The organism is Pantoea sp. nfd-35 (assembly GCF_056892255.1).
The window spans coordinates 4,122,193-4,139,916 of the sequence record NZ_CP122403.1; the positions used below are offsets into that span (position 1 = coordinate 4,122,193).

Genomic DNA, 17,724 nt, shown 5'->3' on the forward strand with positions numbered 1-17,724 from the left:
TCCGGCCTTAGTGAATGAGAGATGAACCGGTGCGCTTACTTCACCGCACCTTCCGTTACGCCGCTGATAAACTTGCGCTGGAAAAACAGGAAAACCACGATAAGCGGCATGATAACGATCATCGCGCCAGCCATCAGCACCGGGATATCAATGGTGTTCTTATTCTGGAAAAACATCATGCCAATGGGCAAGGTTCGCAGCTCATCTTTGTTGACCAAAATCAACGGAATAAGGAATTCGTTCCACGTCCAGATAAACAACAGCAGGGCCAGCGTGGAGATCGTGGGCCAGATGGCCGGAACTAAAATCCCCCACAGGATTTTAATGCGAGGCGCGCCATCCATCACCGCCGCCTCGACTAACTCTTTAGGCACCTGCTGGAAAGCGCTGGCAATCATCAGGGTAGTAAACGGCAGCGACAGCGCAACCTGCGGCAGAATCAGGGCCAGATAGGTGTTGGTCAGCCCCATCCAGTGCAGTTCATGATAGAGCGGAATAATAAAGGCTTCACTCGGCAGCACCATGCCCAGCGCCAGCATGGCCGCCACCACTTTCTTGCCCGGAATTTTCAGTAAGGCAAAGCCAAATCCGGCCAGAATACCCAGTAAAATACTGCTCAGCACCACCGGAAACACCACCAGCACCGAGTTCATAAAGTAAACGTTAAAGTGTCCCTGCTGCCAGGCGGTGATGTAGTTTTTGACATTCAGTGAGGCGGGTAAATGAAACACGCCCTGAAACAGCTCCATCTGCGTTTTAAACGAGGTCATCAACGCCATTAAAAACGGCATGATGGTCATCAGCGCCACAATCCAGATCAGCGCACGAGAAATGATCGGTGTGCTTTTCATCAGTAACGTTCCTTCAATGCCAGATGGATCAGATAGTTAAGTCCTAACACAATGACCATACTGAATACGGCAACCGATGAGGCATAGCCGAAGTAATGCAGATCAAAGCCCTGCTTGTACATAAAGATATTGGTCACCATGGTGGAGGTGCCAGGGCCGCCCTGCGTCATTACGTACACCAGATCGAACGCCTTCAGACTGGCGATGACCGTCAGCAACAGCGCGATGCGCAGCTCCGGACGCAGTCCCGGCAGCGTAATGCGCATAAACTTCTGGCGGCGCGAGGAGCCATCCAGGTCCGCCGCTTCAAGCAGGGACGGATCCATTCGCTGCAGTCCCGCCATAAACAGCACCAGACAGAAACCAAAAAAGTACCAGGTGGCGACCATGCCGACGGCCGGCAGTGCCCAGGTAAAATCCCCGAGCCAGGACATCGCCAACTGCGGCAATCCGATGGCGCGCAGGACCTGATCGATGGGGCCAAAGGCCGGGTTGTACAGCCAGCGCCACACTACGCCGAGAACCGCCATCGGCATGATATAAGGCAGAAAGAACAGGATGCGCAGTACGCTGCGCTCGGTATTGTTTCGGGTTTCATACAGAAAGCTGCACAGCAGCAGCCCCACGCCAATCGGCAGGAGAGTATAAAACAGCATCAGAATGGCGTTATTGCCAAGGGCAATCCAGAAGACCGGATCGCTGAACATACGCAGGTAGTTACTGATGCCCGCGAAAACTGGCCGCGAGGTGCCATCCCACTCGGTAAAGCTGATTCCCAACGACGCAAGCAGCGGTAACAGCAGAAACAGGCCATAAACCAGGACTGCGGGAAGAAGATAGAGAAAATTACGCCAACTGCTTTGATTCAACATAACCGTACTCGTCGTAGTCAGAGCGACATTCAGGCCCGGCAGGTTCGCTGCCGGGCAACCGGCTTAGTGTTTCAGGGTTTTCATGTAACGCTGATAGTTGTTATCGAAGTTAATCACCATCTGCTCAGCCGTCTGTCGGCCCGCCAGCAGCAGCTGAACGTTTTGATTCAGTTCGGCGTTCATGGTCGGGGTTGCCCAGTCGATATAATGGCCCAGACCGTCGTAGGCATTCAGGTTCAGCCACACCTGCCAGGCTTCGCCTAACAGCGGATTATCCGCCGGGATTTTTGCGTCTTTATTGGTACTGGCCGGCAGGAAGCCAACGTTCAGCCAGCGGTTTGCCATGCTGTCCGACACCATATAGTTAATAAATTTGGCGGCGGCATCCTGCTGGGCTTTGGTTTTCGCCATGCTGGTCATCGAGAAGGCCAGATCGGTTCCGCCGACCATCAACGGCTGCTTAACGCCGTCACCGGCTGGCATCCCGGTGAAGTGAATATCTTTGTTGTCTTTAAACTGGCCCAGATACCAGGTTCCGCTCACCAGGAACGCAGACTGACCGTTCTGGAATAACGTGGCGGCATCATCATGACCAATGCCCTGATAGCCCGGGAACAGATAACCTTTGTCAGCCCAGCCTTTCATTATGGTGGCCGCTTTTTTCAGCTTGTCATCTTTGAACGTGCCGCCCACGTCGTAAATCAAATCATCCAGTTTTTTGCGGTCGCTGCTTTCAATTTGCGCTTCCCACAGCGTACTGAGTAACTGCTGCCCCATGTTGCCGTCTAATAAACCCAGCATCATTGGCGGCGTGCCCTGCTGCTTGAGTTTTGCCATTGCGGCGTCAAGCTCGCTCAGGGTTTTCGGTACCGCAATACCGGCCTTATCCAGCAGCGCCTTGTTATAATAGAGGCCAACCATTTCACCGAGGCTGGCCACGCCGTACAGCTTGCCGCTGCCAAACTGGCCGCTGTCAGACCAGCGGTTACGCTTGAGAATGGAATCCGGGAATTTTTGGGTCCAACCGTATTCGGCCGCATAGCTATCCAGCGGCAGCAGCAGTTTGTCTTTGACCAGCGATCCCATATCGCCGCCGCCCTGATTCACCTGGGCAATCTGCGGACCTTCACCTGCGGTCAGAGCCAACTTAAGAGGAATGCGCGTGTCTTCAAAGGAGTGCACGGACCGGTTGATAACGATACCGGGGTTTTGCTGGGAAAAGTCTTTAATACCTTCATCGACGGCCGCCGTTTGCTGAGGATAACTGTAGATATCCCATTCATTCAGGGTAACGGTGCTGTCGGCATGCGCAACGCTGCCCATCAGCAAGCCCGCCGCCAACAGGCTACGAACCGAAGTGCGAAAACGGAACGAACGAACTGAGGAATCAGACATCATGCTCACTTTCTCCAATACAGGATGGGCATCCTTTCTTCACAGGGTCTGCAATCCCGCAGACTGTCGCCGCATAAATCACCTTCTCACTCATAGTTACTTTAATAAAAAAATAAAGTCAAACATCCCACCTTGGGAATTGCCAGGTTGTGAGCCTGCGCAAAAAAACACGCTGACAGGGCAACGCTCAGCATAAGCGGAGAGAAATCCGCACAAATCTGGCGCGTTATCGGTGTCCGTTCGCCGCGGGCCAGCACGATAAACCAGCCTCAAAATGGCGTAATAACTTGCTGATAAAAAATATGAAAATCATATGACGCTCACATTTTTAACTTTTTATTTCCTCTGACGATTGCCGCCTGCCGGTTCACCGCCTGCGACAGAAGCCCACAGGGACTGGCCTGGTCAGCTAATAAGATCCGAGCGGAGGCGACTTCAGGATAGCGGGGCAATTATTCCATCTTGAAAACTAAGTCAGCTTTCATTACCGTGAGGTTGTTCAACTACTGACCTGTGAGAGATGACGATGGCGAATCAAGGTGTCATTCGTCCGGCCACCGAGTCGGACTATTCAGCGCTTTACCGCATCTGTCTGGAAACCGCCAATGCCGGTAAGGATGCCCGTAACCACTATTCCGATCCCGAGTATCCTGGACAGCGCTTTGCGGTGCCCTACGCCCGCTTTGCACCGGATTTTGCCTTTGTGCTGGACGTGGAAGGCGAAGTGATGGGCTATGTTGTCGCTACGCCCGATACCCGCGCCTTTGAAGCGCAGCTTGAGCAGCACTGGTGGCCTCAGCTTCAGGAAAAATACCGTGACCGCACGCCCAGCGCCCCCTATGACAGCAAAATTCTCGACAGCATCCGTCAGCCTGAACGTGCCGATGCGCAGCTGGTGACACAGTGGCCCGCGCATTTACATATCAATCTGCTGCCGCCGGTGCAGCAAGGCGGCTGGGGCCGCAGGATGATTGCACAGGAACTGACTGCGCTACGCCAGGCCGGCGTGAAAGGCGTTCACCTTGGCGTCAGCCTGCAAAATGAACAGGTGTGCGCGTTCTATCAACGCATGGGATTCAGCCACATCCTGCGCAGCAACGCCATATATATGGGCCAGTTACTTTAAGTGAGAGAGTTTATGACCAGCCTGCGCTTACAGAACGTTAAGAAGTCCTATGACCATATCGATGTGATTCACGGCGTCGATCTCAGGGTAAACAGCGGCGAATTTGTGGTGTTCGTTGGGCCATCCGGCTGCGGTAAATCTACCCTGCTACGGATGATCGCCGGGCTGGAAGAAATTACTGACGGCACATTGCTGATTGACGATAAAGACATGACCCGTCAGCCCGCAACCGAACGCGGCATCGCCATGGTGTTTCAGTCTTATGCGCTTTATCCCAACATGACGGTGCGCGGTAATCTGGCCTATCCGCTTGAGGTGATGAAAAAGCCGAAAGCCGAGATAGCCCAGGCGATTGAACAAACCGCCGCGCGCTTGCACCTGACCGAACTGCTGGATCGCCTGCCACGGGCGCTTTCCGGGGGCCAGCGTCAGCGCGTGGCCATTGGCCGCGCCATTATTCGCCATCCGCGCATCTTCCTGTTTGATGAGCCGCTCTCCAACCTGGATGCCGAGCTGCGTCTGCAAATGCGCATCGAGATTGCCCGCCTGCACGCCTCGCTGGGCAATACCATGATTTATGTGACCCACGATCAGTCAGAGGCGATGACGCTTGCCGATCGTATCGTAGTGCTGCGCAAAGGGCGGATTGAACAGGTTGGCGCGCCGTTAGCGTTGTACAGCGACCCAGACAACCTGTTTGTGGCCGGTTTTATCGGCTCGCCGAAGATGAATTTCCTCCAAGCTGAAGTCACCGCCACGGGTCAGGGTGAGGTGCAGTTACGCGTGCCGGATTTGAAGATAACGCAGCTGGTGCTAAAGATTGCGGCGCCCTGCCGCGAGGGCCAGCGCGTCACCCTGGGCATTCGTCCCGAGCACATGCAGCCCGCCGCGGAAACGCCAGCCGAACGTCAGTTCAGCGGCACGCTCTCCTTTGCCGAAATGCTCGGCCACACCAATTATCTTTACCTTGATTTAGGCATTGAACAGATGCTGGTTGTTGAGGCGCGCGAGGCGCAACGGCGTGATTTAGGCGTGGAGGTCAGGCTGGGTTTATCGGCAGACCACTGCCTGCTGTTTGATGAGCAGGGGCAGCGTCTGCGTTAAACAGGATGGCGCTGCGGCGCCGTCAGGTCACGGGTTCTTCATCCGCCTGGGCAGCCAGCAGATCGAGCAGCATATTCACGGCAAAGCCTGCCGCGCCCAGCGCCCACATGCGGTTTGATTCTGTCAGAAACTGCAGCGGTGTCGTCTGTGGCGTCAGCTTCAGACGATAGGCCTGAAAACTCTGGGTAATGTGGTCCAGCAGAATACGTGAAGCCATGTGCGGTTCCATCGCCAGGAACACGACGTCAGGATCGTACGCCACCGACAGATTGGCCAGGGAGATTCCCAGTTCACGTCCCGCCTCTTCCAGTGCGCTCAGCACCTCGGCCGTGGGCCGCTGATCGAGCGCCTGCAACGTTAGCGGACCGCCCGCTTCATCCTGCTGGACACGTTGCAGGATTGCCCGAGACGAGGCCACATCCTCAAGCAGACGCAGCGAGCCATCGCCGACCAGGCCGTTACCGATCTCGCCCGCTTTGCCATGTCGCCCGCGATACAGCCGGCGGTTAAGAATAATGCCTGCGCCAATGCCTTTACCGTAAGTCGCAATAACCGCTGACTGCGCGTTGCCCAGTTGGCCAAATACCAGGGTGGCCATCGCCATCGCATTGGCATCGTTTTCGATAAATACCGGCAGGGAAAAGCGTGTTTCCAGCATCTGCGCGATAGGGACATTCTCCCAGTCGAGCACTTTCGAACGAATACAGTAGCCGTTTTCGGCATCGACTAAACCGGATAAGGCCAGGCCAATCGCGCCAACCTGTTTTTCTTCCACGCCGCGTAGAAATTTAGCCAGCGCATCGCCCAGCTGTCGTGGCGTGATGGCGCCGGAAGGCATCTGCTGTTCCCCCAGCAGATTGCCGCTGAGGTCGGTCATTACGATCAGGTTACGCTCGGCGTTAAGCTGAATGCCAATGACGCTGGCGCGATCGGGATTCAGCCCCAGCAAGGTTTTAGGCCGCCCCATTGATACGCGGCGCAGCCCCAGTTCCTGGACGATGCCCTGCGCCAGCAGTCGGTTGGTCGCCTGGGAGACGGTAGACATGCTGAGTCCGCTTCGGACCTTGAGGTCAGACTGGCTGACAGGCGCATGTTCCACGATCAGTCTCAGAATGCGCGCGGTAACGTTTGGAGCAATCATAGCGTCCTCAGATTTGCCCGGGCCATCATTAATGCCCCGTCCAGAGCATCGTGTTGTGCAGCGACCAGCCGGGCCTGACTCTCCGCGCTCAGCCAGGGCTGAATCGGTGTGGCCAGCCCGCCCATGAGGGCGACGCATCCCTGACTGATGGTAGAGAGACGGCTGACCATTAAGCCAATATCGCTTGCAGTCTGCTGCAGGAGATCCACGGCATGACGATCGTCCGCGTGCGCGGCGGCAAAAATATCAGGCACCACGCGCGCCCAGTCGGCGGGCATCGCTTCTCGCGTCCACATCAACATGGTTTCCGGGCTGTGGTTAAACTGTGCCATCAGGCCGTGGGTAAAGTCTGTGCTGTCAACGATGGCTTCATGGGCCAGTAATGCCAGCCGCAGCGCGCGTCGCCCCAGCTCAGCGCCGGAGCCGTGATCGGACAGCGCGAATCCCCAGCCGCCCAGCAGCGTAAACCGCTCGCCATCCCAGGCTGCGCCCTGGCTACCGGTGCCAATAATAAAAACCGCACCGGGTGCCGCCGCATGGGCGCCGGTGCAGGCGATCTCAACATCGCTGACCACCTGCACGGTCGCGCAGGCAGGCTGCCATTGCGTCAGGCGCGCCTTAACCGAGGCCACATTCGCACCGGCTAATCCTGCCACCAGCGAGGTCTGCGCCAGCGCCTGTGGCGTCAGCCCTGCCTGAGACAGCACGGCTGCCATGAGCTGCTCAACGCAGTTCAGAGCCGCATCAAACTGTGACCAGACGTTGGCGGGGCCGCCCACCGCCTGAGCCAGCACGTTGCCATTCGCGTCGGTCAACCGCGCGCGACACTGCGTACCGCCGCCATCAATACCAAGGAGATAGTGTGATTGCACGCGCTTCCTCCCGCCGTAAACGCATCTCGATTCTGTAATCTGCGAACGATAGGTGAAAAAAACTTAAATCGCAATAACAAATAAATATAGGCAAAAAACAATAACTATTTATTATTTAAAATCAATGAAATATCCAAAAATACGTATGCAAATCACACAACGCGTTATTGACATTAGTTTTTCTGTCGTAATAAGTTGGTAGCCAGTCTTTCCATCATTGCGTCCCGTCAGCGGCGTACTCACCGTTGTCAGAATTCAGGATCAGGGGTTTACCATGAAAGTAGGCATTATTGGTCTCGGCTTTCGTCTTTCTCATGTCGTTAAAGAGTTTCACAAGGCTGATACCGAATTTTCGCTGGTAGGTTATTACGATCCAGCACCGGCCGGTTTGCCGAATCTGCACAGTTTCGGCATCGATCCCGGCAAAGCGTTCGATTCCGTTGAGGCGCTGCTGCAACAGGGTGGTTTTGATTTGCTGCTGGTGGGCTCGCCTAACTTTATGCATCTTGAGCATGTCACACAGGCGCTGGCAGCAGGCTATACTGTGTTTACTGAAAAGCCTGTCGTGATTAACGAAGAACAAACGATGGCGATGGCAAAACTGGTTCAGCAGTATGGCGAAGACCGTATTCTGGTAGGGCTGGTGCTGCGTTACTCGCCGCTCTATCACGATCTGCTGGCAGCACGTGACGATCGTCGCCTGGGTGAAATCACCTCTATTGAAGCGACAGAACATATTAAGCCTTATCATGGCGCGTTCTTCCAGCGCGACTGGCGCAGGCTCGAAAAGTATGCCGGTCCTTATATTCTGGAAAAATGCTGTCACGACATCGATCTCTACCAGGGATTAATGCAGGAGCGCCCCCTTCGGGTAGCCAGCTTTGGCGGACGCAAGTCGTTCACGCCTCAGCATGCACCACAAGGTGCGATCACCGAGCAGTCTGAGATTTATCACACTAAGCCCAGCGGCTGGTCGAGTACCGACGCGGTGTTTAGCAGCGATGCCGATATTGTCGATTACCAGACCGCCCTGATTGAGTACGCCAGCGGCGCAACGCTGTCTTTTCACGCTAACCTCAACGTCCCGGACGAATTCCGCCGGTTCTGCGTGATAGGCACTGACGGCATGGCTGAAGGCGATTTTGTCCGTAACTATTTTCGCGTGCACAACGCACGCACCGGCGAAAAAGAAGTGGAAACCGCCTACAGCGGCAACGCCTATGACGGTCATTACGGTGCCGATGCCTTAATGGCGGAAGAGATCGTTAAGCACGTCAAGCAGGGAACGCCGCTAAAAGTTTCTGTTGTTGACGCACTGGAAGCCGGCCTGACGGCCATTAAGATTGATGAAGCGCGCAAAACCCGCAGCGTCATCGATCTGACCGAAAGCTGGACACGTTTTGACGCCAACCTGGGAAAAACGGGAACGCACTAGTTCCCTCCTGATAGCTCACTCCCCCGAGCCCATCAGGTTAAACATAGCTCGACGACTGGTACCCTACTTAAACCGGCCTCAGGCCGGTTTTTTTATTCCTCCACACCTGTACTTCTCCCGCCCTGCGGGCAAGCGTCGCGCGGCATCAGGCGTTTCCGCCTGCGTTTTCCATGAGGATTGACCTGTGCGGATGATTATTAAAAAAAACCGCCTGCTCTGCTGATAACTTAACTCAGGATAAGATAAAGCAGTAAACGAAGCGGCCGTTGTGACATCATAACGACACTTTCTGCTGATAATCAGATGACGTTTATTACGCGTTTTACAAAACAACGTGCAGGGTGAATTAACGCTTTCGACGAGTAGTCACGCCAGAAAAGACCATTTAACGTTATCATTAGAGTGCATATAAATTTAAATAACGGATAACAAAAAAGTGCTGATTAATATATAAAAAACGTGTGTTGCCAGGAGAATCGCGTATATTAATCGCCGTACTTCCCTCTCGTTATGCAAAAAATAAAATTCACAGCAAACGTTAAATAGTTTCGATGAGATAATGAAAAATAGCGGATATAACCCTTATATTACTGAGCCTATTCATCACGTCACGAGTCAGGTGGCCGGTATTTGTTACCACCTCCCGAATTCGGACTGCACACAACCGACGAAAAGGATACTTAACGATGACAACATTATTTCATTGCACAACCATCTTGCAACTGAAGAAGCATTAATCATTATCCCCCTGTGTGATGCACAGTTAAAAGAATGGATTCAGCATCCCGAACGTTATTTACACCTACAGGATGCGCGGGTGCGTATTGGTATTAATTATCGCAACCTCAGGGCCCATCAGGAAAAATTACTGGAATTAATTAACGCTTATCGTTTCTGGCTTTTTGATTTTGCACCGCCTGGCGCAGACTGGCATTTAGTCGAATCCTTTCCTTTTTCCGCCATTGTCTTAAGTTATTCATTCTTTAATGACAACTATCGGAAATTTACATTTCCTTTTTTTCTTGAGTCATTAAAAGGGAAAGGCGCCGAGATTATCGTGCGCGGTTACGAACCGACGTTATCAGCAGAACAACTCGCGGCACTTAACATTAGCGGCTGGCAATTACAACGCGCGTCTGGCGATCTCATTCCCTTTACGCTTTAACCTTTCTTATCTCCTGGCACTATTGAATCATATCGGCAAGCCCCATTAACACCGTCTAAAGTATTGCCTTAGATGCGTTGTTAAGAGCTTTAAGCCAAAAAAATCAAAACTCATACCAATTTTGCTATAACATTTAACAGATATGGATCATCACGCTTCAGGGAAGAGCGAAATAAGAATGCCTTTCATCTTTTGTACTTTATGACTGACAACAATCTATCTGATTGTTTTCCTGAGTTTTCTGGCAACGAAATGAGGTCAACATTATGGGGAAAAACTCCTCATCCTTTAGCGTGGTCCGTTTTTTAACGGTGCTGTTCGCCGTGCTAACGGGTGCGTTCATGTTAATTGGTGGTATCTGGCTGGCCACGATCGGTGGTTCCTGGTACTACATCATCGGCGGTGCAGCCATGCTGCTTACCGCTTTCCTGCTGTGGCGACGTAACAGCGCTGCCCTGGTTGTCTATGCGCTCTTACTGCTGGCTACGCTGGCCTGGGGCGTTTGGGAAGTCGGCACCGACTTCTGGGCACTGGCACCGCGTACCGACGTACTGGTGATCTTTGGCGTCTGGCTGGTGTTGCCCTTTGTCTATCGCGGCTTATACCAGCCGGGTAAAGGCGCACTGGGTGCCATGGGCGTAGCGCTGGTTGCCAGTGCAGCGGTGTTAACCTATTCCGTCTTTAATGATCCGCAAGTGGTTAACGGTGCATTACCGGCAACAGCGGATAATGCGCCTCAGGCACAGCCGTTGAGCAATATTGCTGATGGCGACTGGCCGGCCTATGCGCGCGATCAGCAAGGTACGCGCTTCTCGCCGCTCAAGCAGATCAACCACGACAATGTGAAAGAACTGCAGGTTGCCTGGCAATTCCAGACCGGTGATATGAAACGCCCAAGCGATCCGGGCGAAATTACCGATGAAGTGACGCCAATCAAGATTCGCGACACGCTGTATCTTTGCACGCCACATCAGATTTTATTTGCTCTGGATGCGGCCACCGGCAAGCAAAAGTGGAAGTTTGATCCCGGCCTGAAAACCAACCCAACCTTCCAGCACGTGACCTGTCGTGGTGTGTCATACCACGAATTCCCTGCAGCGAAGGATGCGTCCAATACCCAGCCTGCGCTGTGCTCGCGTCGTATCTACCTGCCAGTCAATGACGGGCGTTTGTTCGCGCTGGATGCGGAAACCGGTGAACGCTGCCCGGCCTTTGGTAACAACGGTGAGCTGGATCTGCAGCACAAGCAGCCGGTTACAACGCCAGGCATGTATGAGCCAACCTCGCCACCGGTGATTACTGACACCACCATTGTGATGGCCGGCGCGGTAACCGATAACTTTTCAACCCGTGAACCTTCAGGCGCCATCCGTGGCTTTGATGTGAACACCGGTAAACTGTTGTGGGTGTTCGATCCGGGCGCGAAAGATCCTAACGCGATTCCGGCGGATGAACACACGTTCACCATGAACTCCCCTAACTCGTGGGCACCTGCGGTTTACGATCCGAAGCTGGATATCGTTTACCTGCCAATGGGGGTGACCACGCCGGATATCTGGGGCGGCAACCGCACACCTGAGCAGGAACGTTATGCCAGCAGCGTGCTGGCGCTGAACGCGACGACCGGTAAGCTGGTGTGGTCATATCAGACTGTGCATCACGATCTGTGGGATATGGACCTGCCTTCGCAGCCGACGCTGGCGGATATTACCGATAAAGACGGTAATACCGTGCCGGTTATCTATGCCCCTGCCAAAACCGGGAACATCTTTGTTCTGGATCGCCGCACAGGTAAAACTGTGGTTCCGGCCCCGGAAACCCCTGTTCCGCAGGGCGCGGCTAAGGGCGACCATGTCTCAGCTACACAGCCTTACTCTGAACTGACCTTCCGTCCGAAACAGAACCTGACGGATAAGGACATGTGGGGCGCGACGATGTATGACCAACTGGTGTGCCGCGTGATTTTCAAACGTCTGCGCTACGAAGGTCCGTTCACGCCACCTTCTGAGCAGGGCACCCTGGTCTTCCCGGGTAACCTGGGCATGTTTGAATGGGGCGGCATTTCCGTTGATCCGCATCGTCAGATTGCGATTGCTAACCCAATGGCGCTGCCGTTCGTGTCTAAGCTGATCCCACGCGGTCCGGGTAATCCGGAAGAGCCACCAAAAGGCGCAACGGGCGGTTCAGGTACTGAAACCGGTATTCAGCCGCAGTACGGCGTGCCGTATGGCGTTGAACTGAATCCGTTCCTGTCACCTTTTGGTCTGCCGTGTAAACAACCTGCATGGGGTTATGTTTCTGCTGTTGACCTGAAAACCAACGAAGTGGTGTGGAAACAACGTATTGGTACCGTTCGTGACAGCTCACCTGTACCGCTGCCCTTTAAAATGGGTATGCCAATGCTGGGCGGACCGGTTGCCACCGCAGGCAAAGTGTTCTTTATTGGCGCAACGGCTGATAACTACCTGCGCGCTTACAGCACCGACACCGGTGAACTCTTGTGGCAGGCGCGCCTGCCAGCCGGTGGTCAGGCAACGCCAATGACCTATGAAGTTAACGGCAAGCAATACGTTGTGATTGCTGCCGGTGGCCATGGTTCATTCGGCACCAAGCTGGGCGATTACGTGATTGCCTATGCGCTGCCCGACCAGAAGTAATTAACACCTGAACAGAGGCGGACTCCGGTCCGCCTTTTTTTATGCCTGCTATCTGCCCTGTGCTTTTGCGCGTGGGGAGCGCCAGCTTAACCAGGCGCACAGCCCCATGACCATGCAGGTGGCCAGAAATACTGGCCGCATTCCCCACGCGCCACCAATCACCCCACCAAAAAGGGGACCACTGACCTGGCCGATATACTGCGCCGACGTCGAATAGCCGAGCATGCGCCCCACCTGCACGGCGGGAACGTGGTGACGGATAATGGCGGTAATGCAGGGCATCAGACCGCCCAGCGACATGCCCATCAGGAAACGTAACGGCAGCAGCTGCCAGGCATCGGTAATAAAAGCCTGAGGGATCAGTAACAGCGCGCAGCCAAACAGGCCAGCGCTCAGGACCCGCCAGTGCCCCACGCGGTCGGCCAGCTTGCCGACAAAGGGTGCTGAAAGAATACTGCCCAGCGCGGCTGCGGCCATCACCAGGCCGGACATCAGGGTGATGGCATGCTCCTGATGTAAAAACTGGCCGATATACAGCGTGATGACAGGCTCTATCGACATATTGGCAAACACCAGCAGCATGGCCGTTAACCACATCAGCCTGACTATCGCCCGGTCAAAGGGAGCAGCAGCCTCGCCCGGCTGAGGACAAACGCTCTGCACCTTCTTACGCGCCACGGCTGGCTCCTTCAGCAAAAAGGTGGTCGCCAGGAATGCCACAAAAATGACCGCCCCCGTCAGCCAGAACGTAGCCCGAATGCCGATCAGCGGCGGGAGTACACCGCCCAGTATGGGGCCTATAACATTACCGGCCATCATGCCGGATGCCAGCACGCCTAACGCCCATCCGGTATGCGCTTTAGGGGTTTGCGCAGCAATCAGAATGGTGGAGCCGGAAGAATAGCCCCCGAGTAATCCCGCCAGTAAACGCAGCGCCACCAGTTGCCACACAGCGGTTGCCATGCCGATCAGTGCCATGGCAAGGGCCATTCCCAGGCTCGCCCGGATCAGCATCAGCTTACGGCCGTAGCGATCGCCCAGCCTGCCCCACAGCGGCGCGGTTAACGCGGCGCTGAGAAAGGTTGCGCCATAGGCCACGCCGGACCAGCGCGCAATGGCCGCCGGGTGCTGTACGCCCAGCTGTTGAACATACAAGGGTAAAAAAGGCAGCAGCAAGGTCATGGCGACCAGGGTCGTAAACGAGCCAAAGACGCAAACCCATAAGTTACGTTTCCAGTGGTGGAATACAGGTGCCTCAGACGTGATTTCCATGCGATATCCCCATCGTGTTTAGGGACTCAGGCTAACAATGGTGACGAGACAACAACAGTCGGCGCGCGATATTTGCTGACTGGCCTGTTTTGTTGCTGTACTGCAACAATCAGTGCGCGCCCAGTTGGTCGATCAGCGTATCGCACAGCAGGTTGATGGGAGAGGCCGATGCGATGTCCTGATGCCTCAGCAGGTAGCTCTGTGAGCGATCCATCTGCCACTCCGGCAGCACCTGGACAATTTGCCCCTGCGTCAGCGCCTCCTGCACCATATAGGAAGGCAGATAGGCGATGCCGTTGCCCGCCAGTGCAGCGTTCAGCAGCGCCATACTGTTATTGGCCCGAAAGCGGCTACGCACGTCTACCGCCAGACGCAGCTTATCGCGACGAAAAGGCAGTGCCGCCGTGTGCGCCGGACCGTGAAACATCAAGAGATCATGGCGGGGTAACAGGCGCGGATGCGAAATGGCAGGATGCTGCGCCAGGTAGTCAGGCGCGGCGTACAGGCCCCAGTGGATGTCGCTCAAAACACGAAAGTTGCCCTGGCGGGGCGCATGAGCACGGATAACTATCGCGATGTCTACCCCGTCGCCAAGGGTCTCATCGTTGTTATCCGTAAGGCTGAGATCGACATTGATGTGCAGATGACCGCGCAGAAACCGATTCAGCAGCGGCACGATGCACTGGCAGCCATAGGTGACGGGCGCCTGTAAGCGGACATTACCGGCAGGATTTTGGTGAGCCTGCTGCACAAAATCTTCGGCCCGGTGCATTTCGTCCAGCATACGCACGCAAAAGGGATAGTAAGCCTGGCCGAGTTCCGTCAGCGTCATCCGGCGAGTCGTACGCTGGAGCAGCCGAATGCCCAGCCGCTGTTCCAGCCCGGCAATTTCCCGGCTGATGTGGGACTTTGACACGCCGAGTACGCGTGCGGCTTCCGTAAAGCTTTTGAGTTCCACCACGCGCGCAAACAACATCATGGCGATCAGGTTATCGCTGTTAGTCATCGGGTTCCTGGGACAAATCGGCCTGCTGAAGGTTATTGCACAGCCACGACGCCGTGCCTCAGGCAGTCAGAATAAAGCAACGGAAGGAAAGCGGACAGCGTGGGAGCAGGAAAAAGGACGCGAGGCAGCCCTGACGATGCATGGACATTCCCACAAGTTCGCGGATGGGAATGTCCATACAGAGACTAACTTGCCATGGCATAAGGGAATAATAAACGATCTGGCTCTACCCGGCGCTGACGGCGCAGTTGACCCGGCGTGACCATAAAATAGTTTTTAAACGTTCGGGTGTAGGCCTGTTGGGTATCAAACCCATAGCTCATCGCCACCTGTAAAATCGCTTCGTTGCTGTTAAGCAGCGTCAGGGCCGACTCGGTCAGACGGCGCTGACGGATATACTCGGCCAGTGAGAAGCCGGTATGCTGGCGAAATAACCGTTGCAGGTGCCAACGGGAATAGCCCGCGCGGCGAGCAACTTCGTCCAGATGCAGATCGTGTCCTAAATTGCTTTCTATCCATTCCAGCAAACTACGAATAAACTCGCGCTGATTCATGGTGTTCTCCTGGTTAAAGCAGATGTGCAGGGAACACACTGTAGCGCGTTAAATTTATCCCTTAATTAGCGAAAAATTAGCGCAGAATTAGCAAAGCGGTAAAATCGCCTCTTTAGGTACAGGCATCCGGCGCGCCCCGGCCTTTTAGCAGGCTGAGCGCCCCAATAATTCTGCGCTAATAATCCAGCGCTACACTGTTGCCATTTTTCGGGAGGGCATCATCCATGCGCGTTTTGTTGGTCGAAGATGATGAAATGATCGGCGCGAATTTGCAGCAGGCGCTGGAAGCGGCAGGCTGGTCAGTTGACTGGGTACGCGATGGCGTGTATGCGCAAAACGCCTGGAGCGAAGGCGGCTACAGCTGCGTCCTGCTTGATCTTGGCTTACCCCGGGACGATGGATTGCAGGTGCTGAGACGGGCACGCGGGCGCGGGGATGCCACACCGGTCTTGATCCTTACCGCCCGCGATACGGTCGCTCAGCGCGTACAGGGCCTGGATTATGGTGCGGATGACTACCTGCTTAAGCCTTTTGATCTTCAGGAGGTCATGGCCCGCATGCGTGCGATTACCCGGCGCCATCACGGTTCCGCCGATTCGGTGCTGGGCAGCGGGGATGTTCAACTGGATATGCTGACGCGCGAAGTCCTGTACAAAGGGCAACGTGAGCAGTTAACCGCCCGGGAATATGCCCTGCTCTATGCGCTGCTGGAGCGGCCCGGTGCCATCCTGTCACGCGAGCAGTTAGAGAACCGCATCTATGGCTGGGGCGAAGAAGTCAGCAGCAATGCGGTAGACGTATTAATCCACGGCATGCGGCGCAAGCTGGATAATGATGTGATCCGCAACGTGCGCGGACTGGGTTGGCGAGTACCGGCAATATGAAAATCTTTATGCGATCGTTACGGAATAAATTACTCAGTACGTTACTGGTCATTCATTTGCTGATGATTGGCGGCGTGGCCTGGTATTTCTTTAGCTGCTACGGTGAAATGGTGGGCGTCATCAAGGATGAGCAGCTCGCCAAGCTGGCCGATGCCTGGTCAGTGAATCGCGAAATCCCTCCGCTGATGCCGCTTATTGCGCCAGCGCACAAGATCAAAAGCGCCTTCGTCATTCAGCTGTGGGATGCCAAAGGTCAGCTACGCTCCAGCTCCTGGCCTGAGTTGCACGCGCCGTTACAGGCCGAAAACGGCTACAAAGATGTGCAGATCGGCGGCTGCCACGACTGCGAATGGCGAATTTATACCCGCTCCGGCCAGCCCGGCAGCGAGATAAAGACCATTCAGGTGATGCTCAATCTCAGCTACATGAAAGAAATGATGGTGAGGCGGGCGCTGTCGGCGATTATTCCGCTGATTTTAATGATGCCGCTGTCATTACTGGTTATCTGGCTGGTCGTGCGCAAAATCACCCGGGATTTGCGCGTTGCCTCCCGGGAGATTGCCGCGCAGGATGCCCATCACCCACACAGCGTTTCACCGGGAAGCCTGCCTGATGAAATTCAGCCGCTGGTCGCCGCCTATAATTCGCTGCTGGATAAACTTCGTGCGGCCTGGTCTTCACAGCGCCAGTTTATGGAAGATGCCGCGCACGAATTGCGGACGCCGGTCACGGCGGTTACGTTGCAGTTGGAGAACCTGCGGCAGCATATTCAGCCTGGCGAGGCCAGTCGTCAGTTTGCACAACTGGAATCGGGCGTGACCCGCACCCGCCATCTGGTGACCCAATTGCTGAATATGTCACGCTGGGAAGATCAGTCGGTTGTCGCCAGCCTCGAAACTATCGCGCTGGAAGATGTGCTGAAAGAGAGCATTGAGCAGCTCATGGTGGTGGCAGATAAACGCGGTATCGACATTGGCTTTAGCGGCACCACGCACTACCAGTTGCAGGCCGGACGATCGGAGCTGCGAAGCCTGTTTGATAACCTGATTGGCAATGCCATGCTTCATACGCCTGAAGGCAGCCTGGTGGATGTCCTGCTGCACCGTGTTGACGGGCAAACCGTGGTAGATATCGTCGATAACGGCCCTGGCATGCCGGAGTCGTTTATTGAACGCGCGTTTGATCGCTTTGCCCGCGCCCCGGATGTTAAAGCCCAGGGGAGCGGGTTAGGCTTGTCTATTGTACGAAGCGTGGCGCACAAACATCATATCCGCGTTGCCCTGTCCAATTGCCTGAATCCGCACGGTGTGCGTTGCGGTTTTCAGGTCCGCGTCACTTTTCCCTGATCCTCGCTGTTTGATTCGGAACCAGACAACGTAAACGGTTGCCT

At 55.0% G+C, this 17,724-nt stretch carries 15 protein-coding genes; 7 read left to right on the top strand and 8 right to left on the bottom strand.

The window, feature by feature from the left end; genetic code table 11:
* Positions 1-35: 35 nt before the first annotated feature.
* The 3 genes from P9J57_RS19100 to P9J57_RS19110 all read right to left on the bottom strand — a co-directional run bounded on the left by P9J57_RS19100 (position 36) and on the right by P9J57_RS19110 (position 3,118).
* The gene (locus P9J57_RS19100; protein ID WP_014595099.1) at positions 36-851 is read right to left on the bottom strand and encodes a carbohydrate ABC transporter permease; all 816 of its coding nucleotides are present in this window, start codon (positions 849-851) and stop codon (positions 36-38) included.
* Positions 851-1,723, bottom strand: coding sequence for a carbohydrate ABC transporter permease (locus P9J57_RS19105; RefSeq protein WP_013024220.1), 873 nt, complete (start codon positions 1,721-1,723; stop codon positions 851-853). The genes P9J57_RS19100 and P9J57_RS19105 overlap by 1 nt, the downstream gene beginning before the upstream one ends.
* A gap of 63 nt (positions 1,724-1,786) precedes the next feature.
* Positions 1,787-3,118 carry an ABC transporter substrate-binding protein gene (locus tag P9J57_RS19110; RefSeq protein WP_041457931.1) on the bottom strand — a complete coding sequence of 444 codons (1,332 nt, stop codon included), beginning with the start codon at positions 3,116-3,118 and terminating at the stop codon, positions 1,787-1,789.
* Between the two features lie 526 nt (positions 3,119-3,644).
* On the opposite strand from P9J57_RS19110, the gene P9J57_RS19115 reads away from it, so the two are divergent.
* Both P9J57_RS19115 and P9J57_RS19120 read left to right on the top strand, forming a co-directional pair.
* Positions 3,645-4,244 carry a GNAT family N-acetyltransferase gene (locus P9J57_RS19115; protein ID WP_015701236.1) on the top strand — a complete coding sequence of 200 codons (600 nt, stop codon included), beginning with the start codon at positions 3,645-3,647 and terminating at the stop codon, positions 4,242-4,244.
* Positions 4,245-4,256: 12 nt separating this feature from the next.
* On the top strand, positions 4,257-5,348 hold the full coding sequence (locus tag P9J57_RS19120; RefSeq protein WP_014606908.1) for an ABC transporter ATP-binding protein: 1,092 nt from the start codon (positions 4,257-4,259) through the stop codon (positions 5,346-5,348).
* A gap of 22 nt (positions 5,349-5,370) precedes the next feature.
* On the opposite strand, the gene P9J57_RS19125 is transcribed toward P9J57_RS19120, so the two are convergent.
* Both P9J57_RS19125 and P9J57_RS19130 read right to left on the bottom strand, forming a co-directional pair.
* Positions 5,371-6,489 (bottom strand): ROK family transcriptional regulator, encoded by a 1,119-nt coding sequence (locus P9J57_RS19125; RefSeq protein ID WP_015701237.1) that lies wholly within the window; start codon positions 6,487-6,489, stop codon positions 5,371-5,373.
* Positions 6,486-7,361 carry a glucosamine kinase nucleotide-binding domain-containing protein gene (locus tag P9J57_RS19130; RefSeq protein WP_015701238.1) on the bottom strand — a complete coding sequence of 292 codons (876 nt, stop codon included), beginning with the start codon at positions 7,359-7,361 and terminating at the stop codon, positions 6,486-6,488. The genes P9J57_RS19125 and P9J57_RS19130 overlap by 4 nt, the downstream gene beginning before the upstream one ends.
* Positions 7,362-7,635: 274 nt before the next feature.
* On the opposite strand from P9J57_RS19130, the gene P9J57_RS19135 reads away from it, so the two are divergent.
* The 3 genes from P9J57_RS19135 (at position 7,636) to P9J57_RS19145 (ending at position 12,618) form a co-directional block, all read left to right on the top strand.
* Positions 7,636-8,796, top strand: a complete 1,161-nt coding sequence (locus P9J57_RS19135; RefSeq protein ID WP_014595093.1) for a Gfo/Idh/MocA family protein — start codon at positions 7,636-7,638, stop codon at positions 8,794-8,796.
* Positions 8,797-9,355: 559 nt separating this feature from the next.
* Positions 9,356-9,961: a hypothetical protein gene (locus P9J57_RS19140; RefSeq protein ID WP_013024213.1), complete on the top strand. Its 606-nt coding sequence runs from the start codon at positions 9,356-9,358 to the stop codon at positions 9,959-9,961.
* Positions 9,962-10,227: 266 nt separating this feature from the next.
* The gene (locus P9J57_RS19145) at positions 10,228-12,618 is read left to right on the top strand and encodes a glucose/quinate/shikimate family membrane-bound PQQ-dependent dehydrogenase (RefSeq protein WP_014606912.1); all 2,391 of its coding nucleotides are present in this window, start codon (positions 10,228-10,230) and stop codon (positions 12,616-12,618) included.
* Between the two features lie 48 nt (positions 12,619-12,666).
* On the opposite strand, the gene P9J57_RS19150 is transcribed toward P9J57_RS19145, so the two are convergent.
* The 3 genes from P9J57_RS19150 to P9J57_RS19160 all read right to left on the bottom strand — a co-directional run bounded on the left by P9J57_RS19150 (position 12,667) and on the right by P9J57_RS19160 (position 15,450).
* The gene (locus P9J57_RS19150; protein WP_022622131.1) at positions 12,667-13,890 is read right to left on the bottom strand and encodes an MFS transporter; all 1,224 of its coding nucleotides are present in this window, start codon (positions 13,888-13,890) and stop codon (positions 12,667-12,669) included.
* 109 nt (positions 13,891-13,999) lie between these two features.
* On the bottom strand, positions 14,000-14,896 hold the full coding sequence (locus P9J57_RS19155; protein ID WP_015701240.1) for a LysR family transcriptional regulator: 897 nt from the start codon (positions 14,894-14,896) through the stop codon (positions 14,000-14,002).
* A gap of 185 nt (positions 14,897-15,081) precedes the next feature.
* Positions 15,082-15,450 (bottom strand): helix-turn-helix domain-containing protein, encoded by a 369-nt coding sequence (locus tag P9J57_RS19160; RefSeq protein ID WP_014606915.1) that lies wholly within the window; start codon positions 15,448-15,450, stop codon positions 15,082-15,084.
* 224 nt (positions 15,451-15,674) lie between these two features.
* Between P9J57_RS19160 and P9J57_RS19165 the strand changes: the two genes are divergently transcribed.
* Positions 15,675-16,334 (top strand): response regulator, encoded by a 660-nt coding sequence (locus P9J57_RS19165; protein ID WP_014595088.1) that lies wholly within the window; start codon positions 15,675-15,677, stop codon positions 16,332-16,334.
* A complete protein-coding gene (locus P9J57_RS19170; protein WP_026020989.1) occupies positions 16,331-17,680 on the top strand; it encodes a sensor histidine kinase in 1,350 nt (449 codons plus the stop codon). Before P9J57_RS19165 ends, P9J57_RS19170 begins: the two co-directional genes overlap by 4 nt.
* Positions 17,681-17,724: the final 44 nt, after the last annotated feature.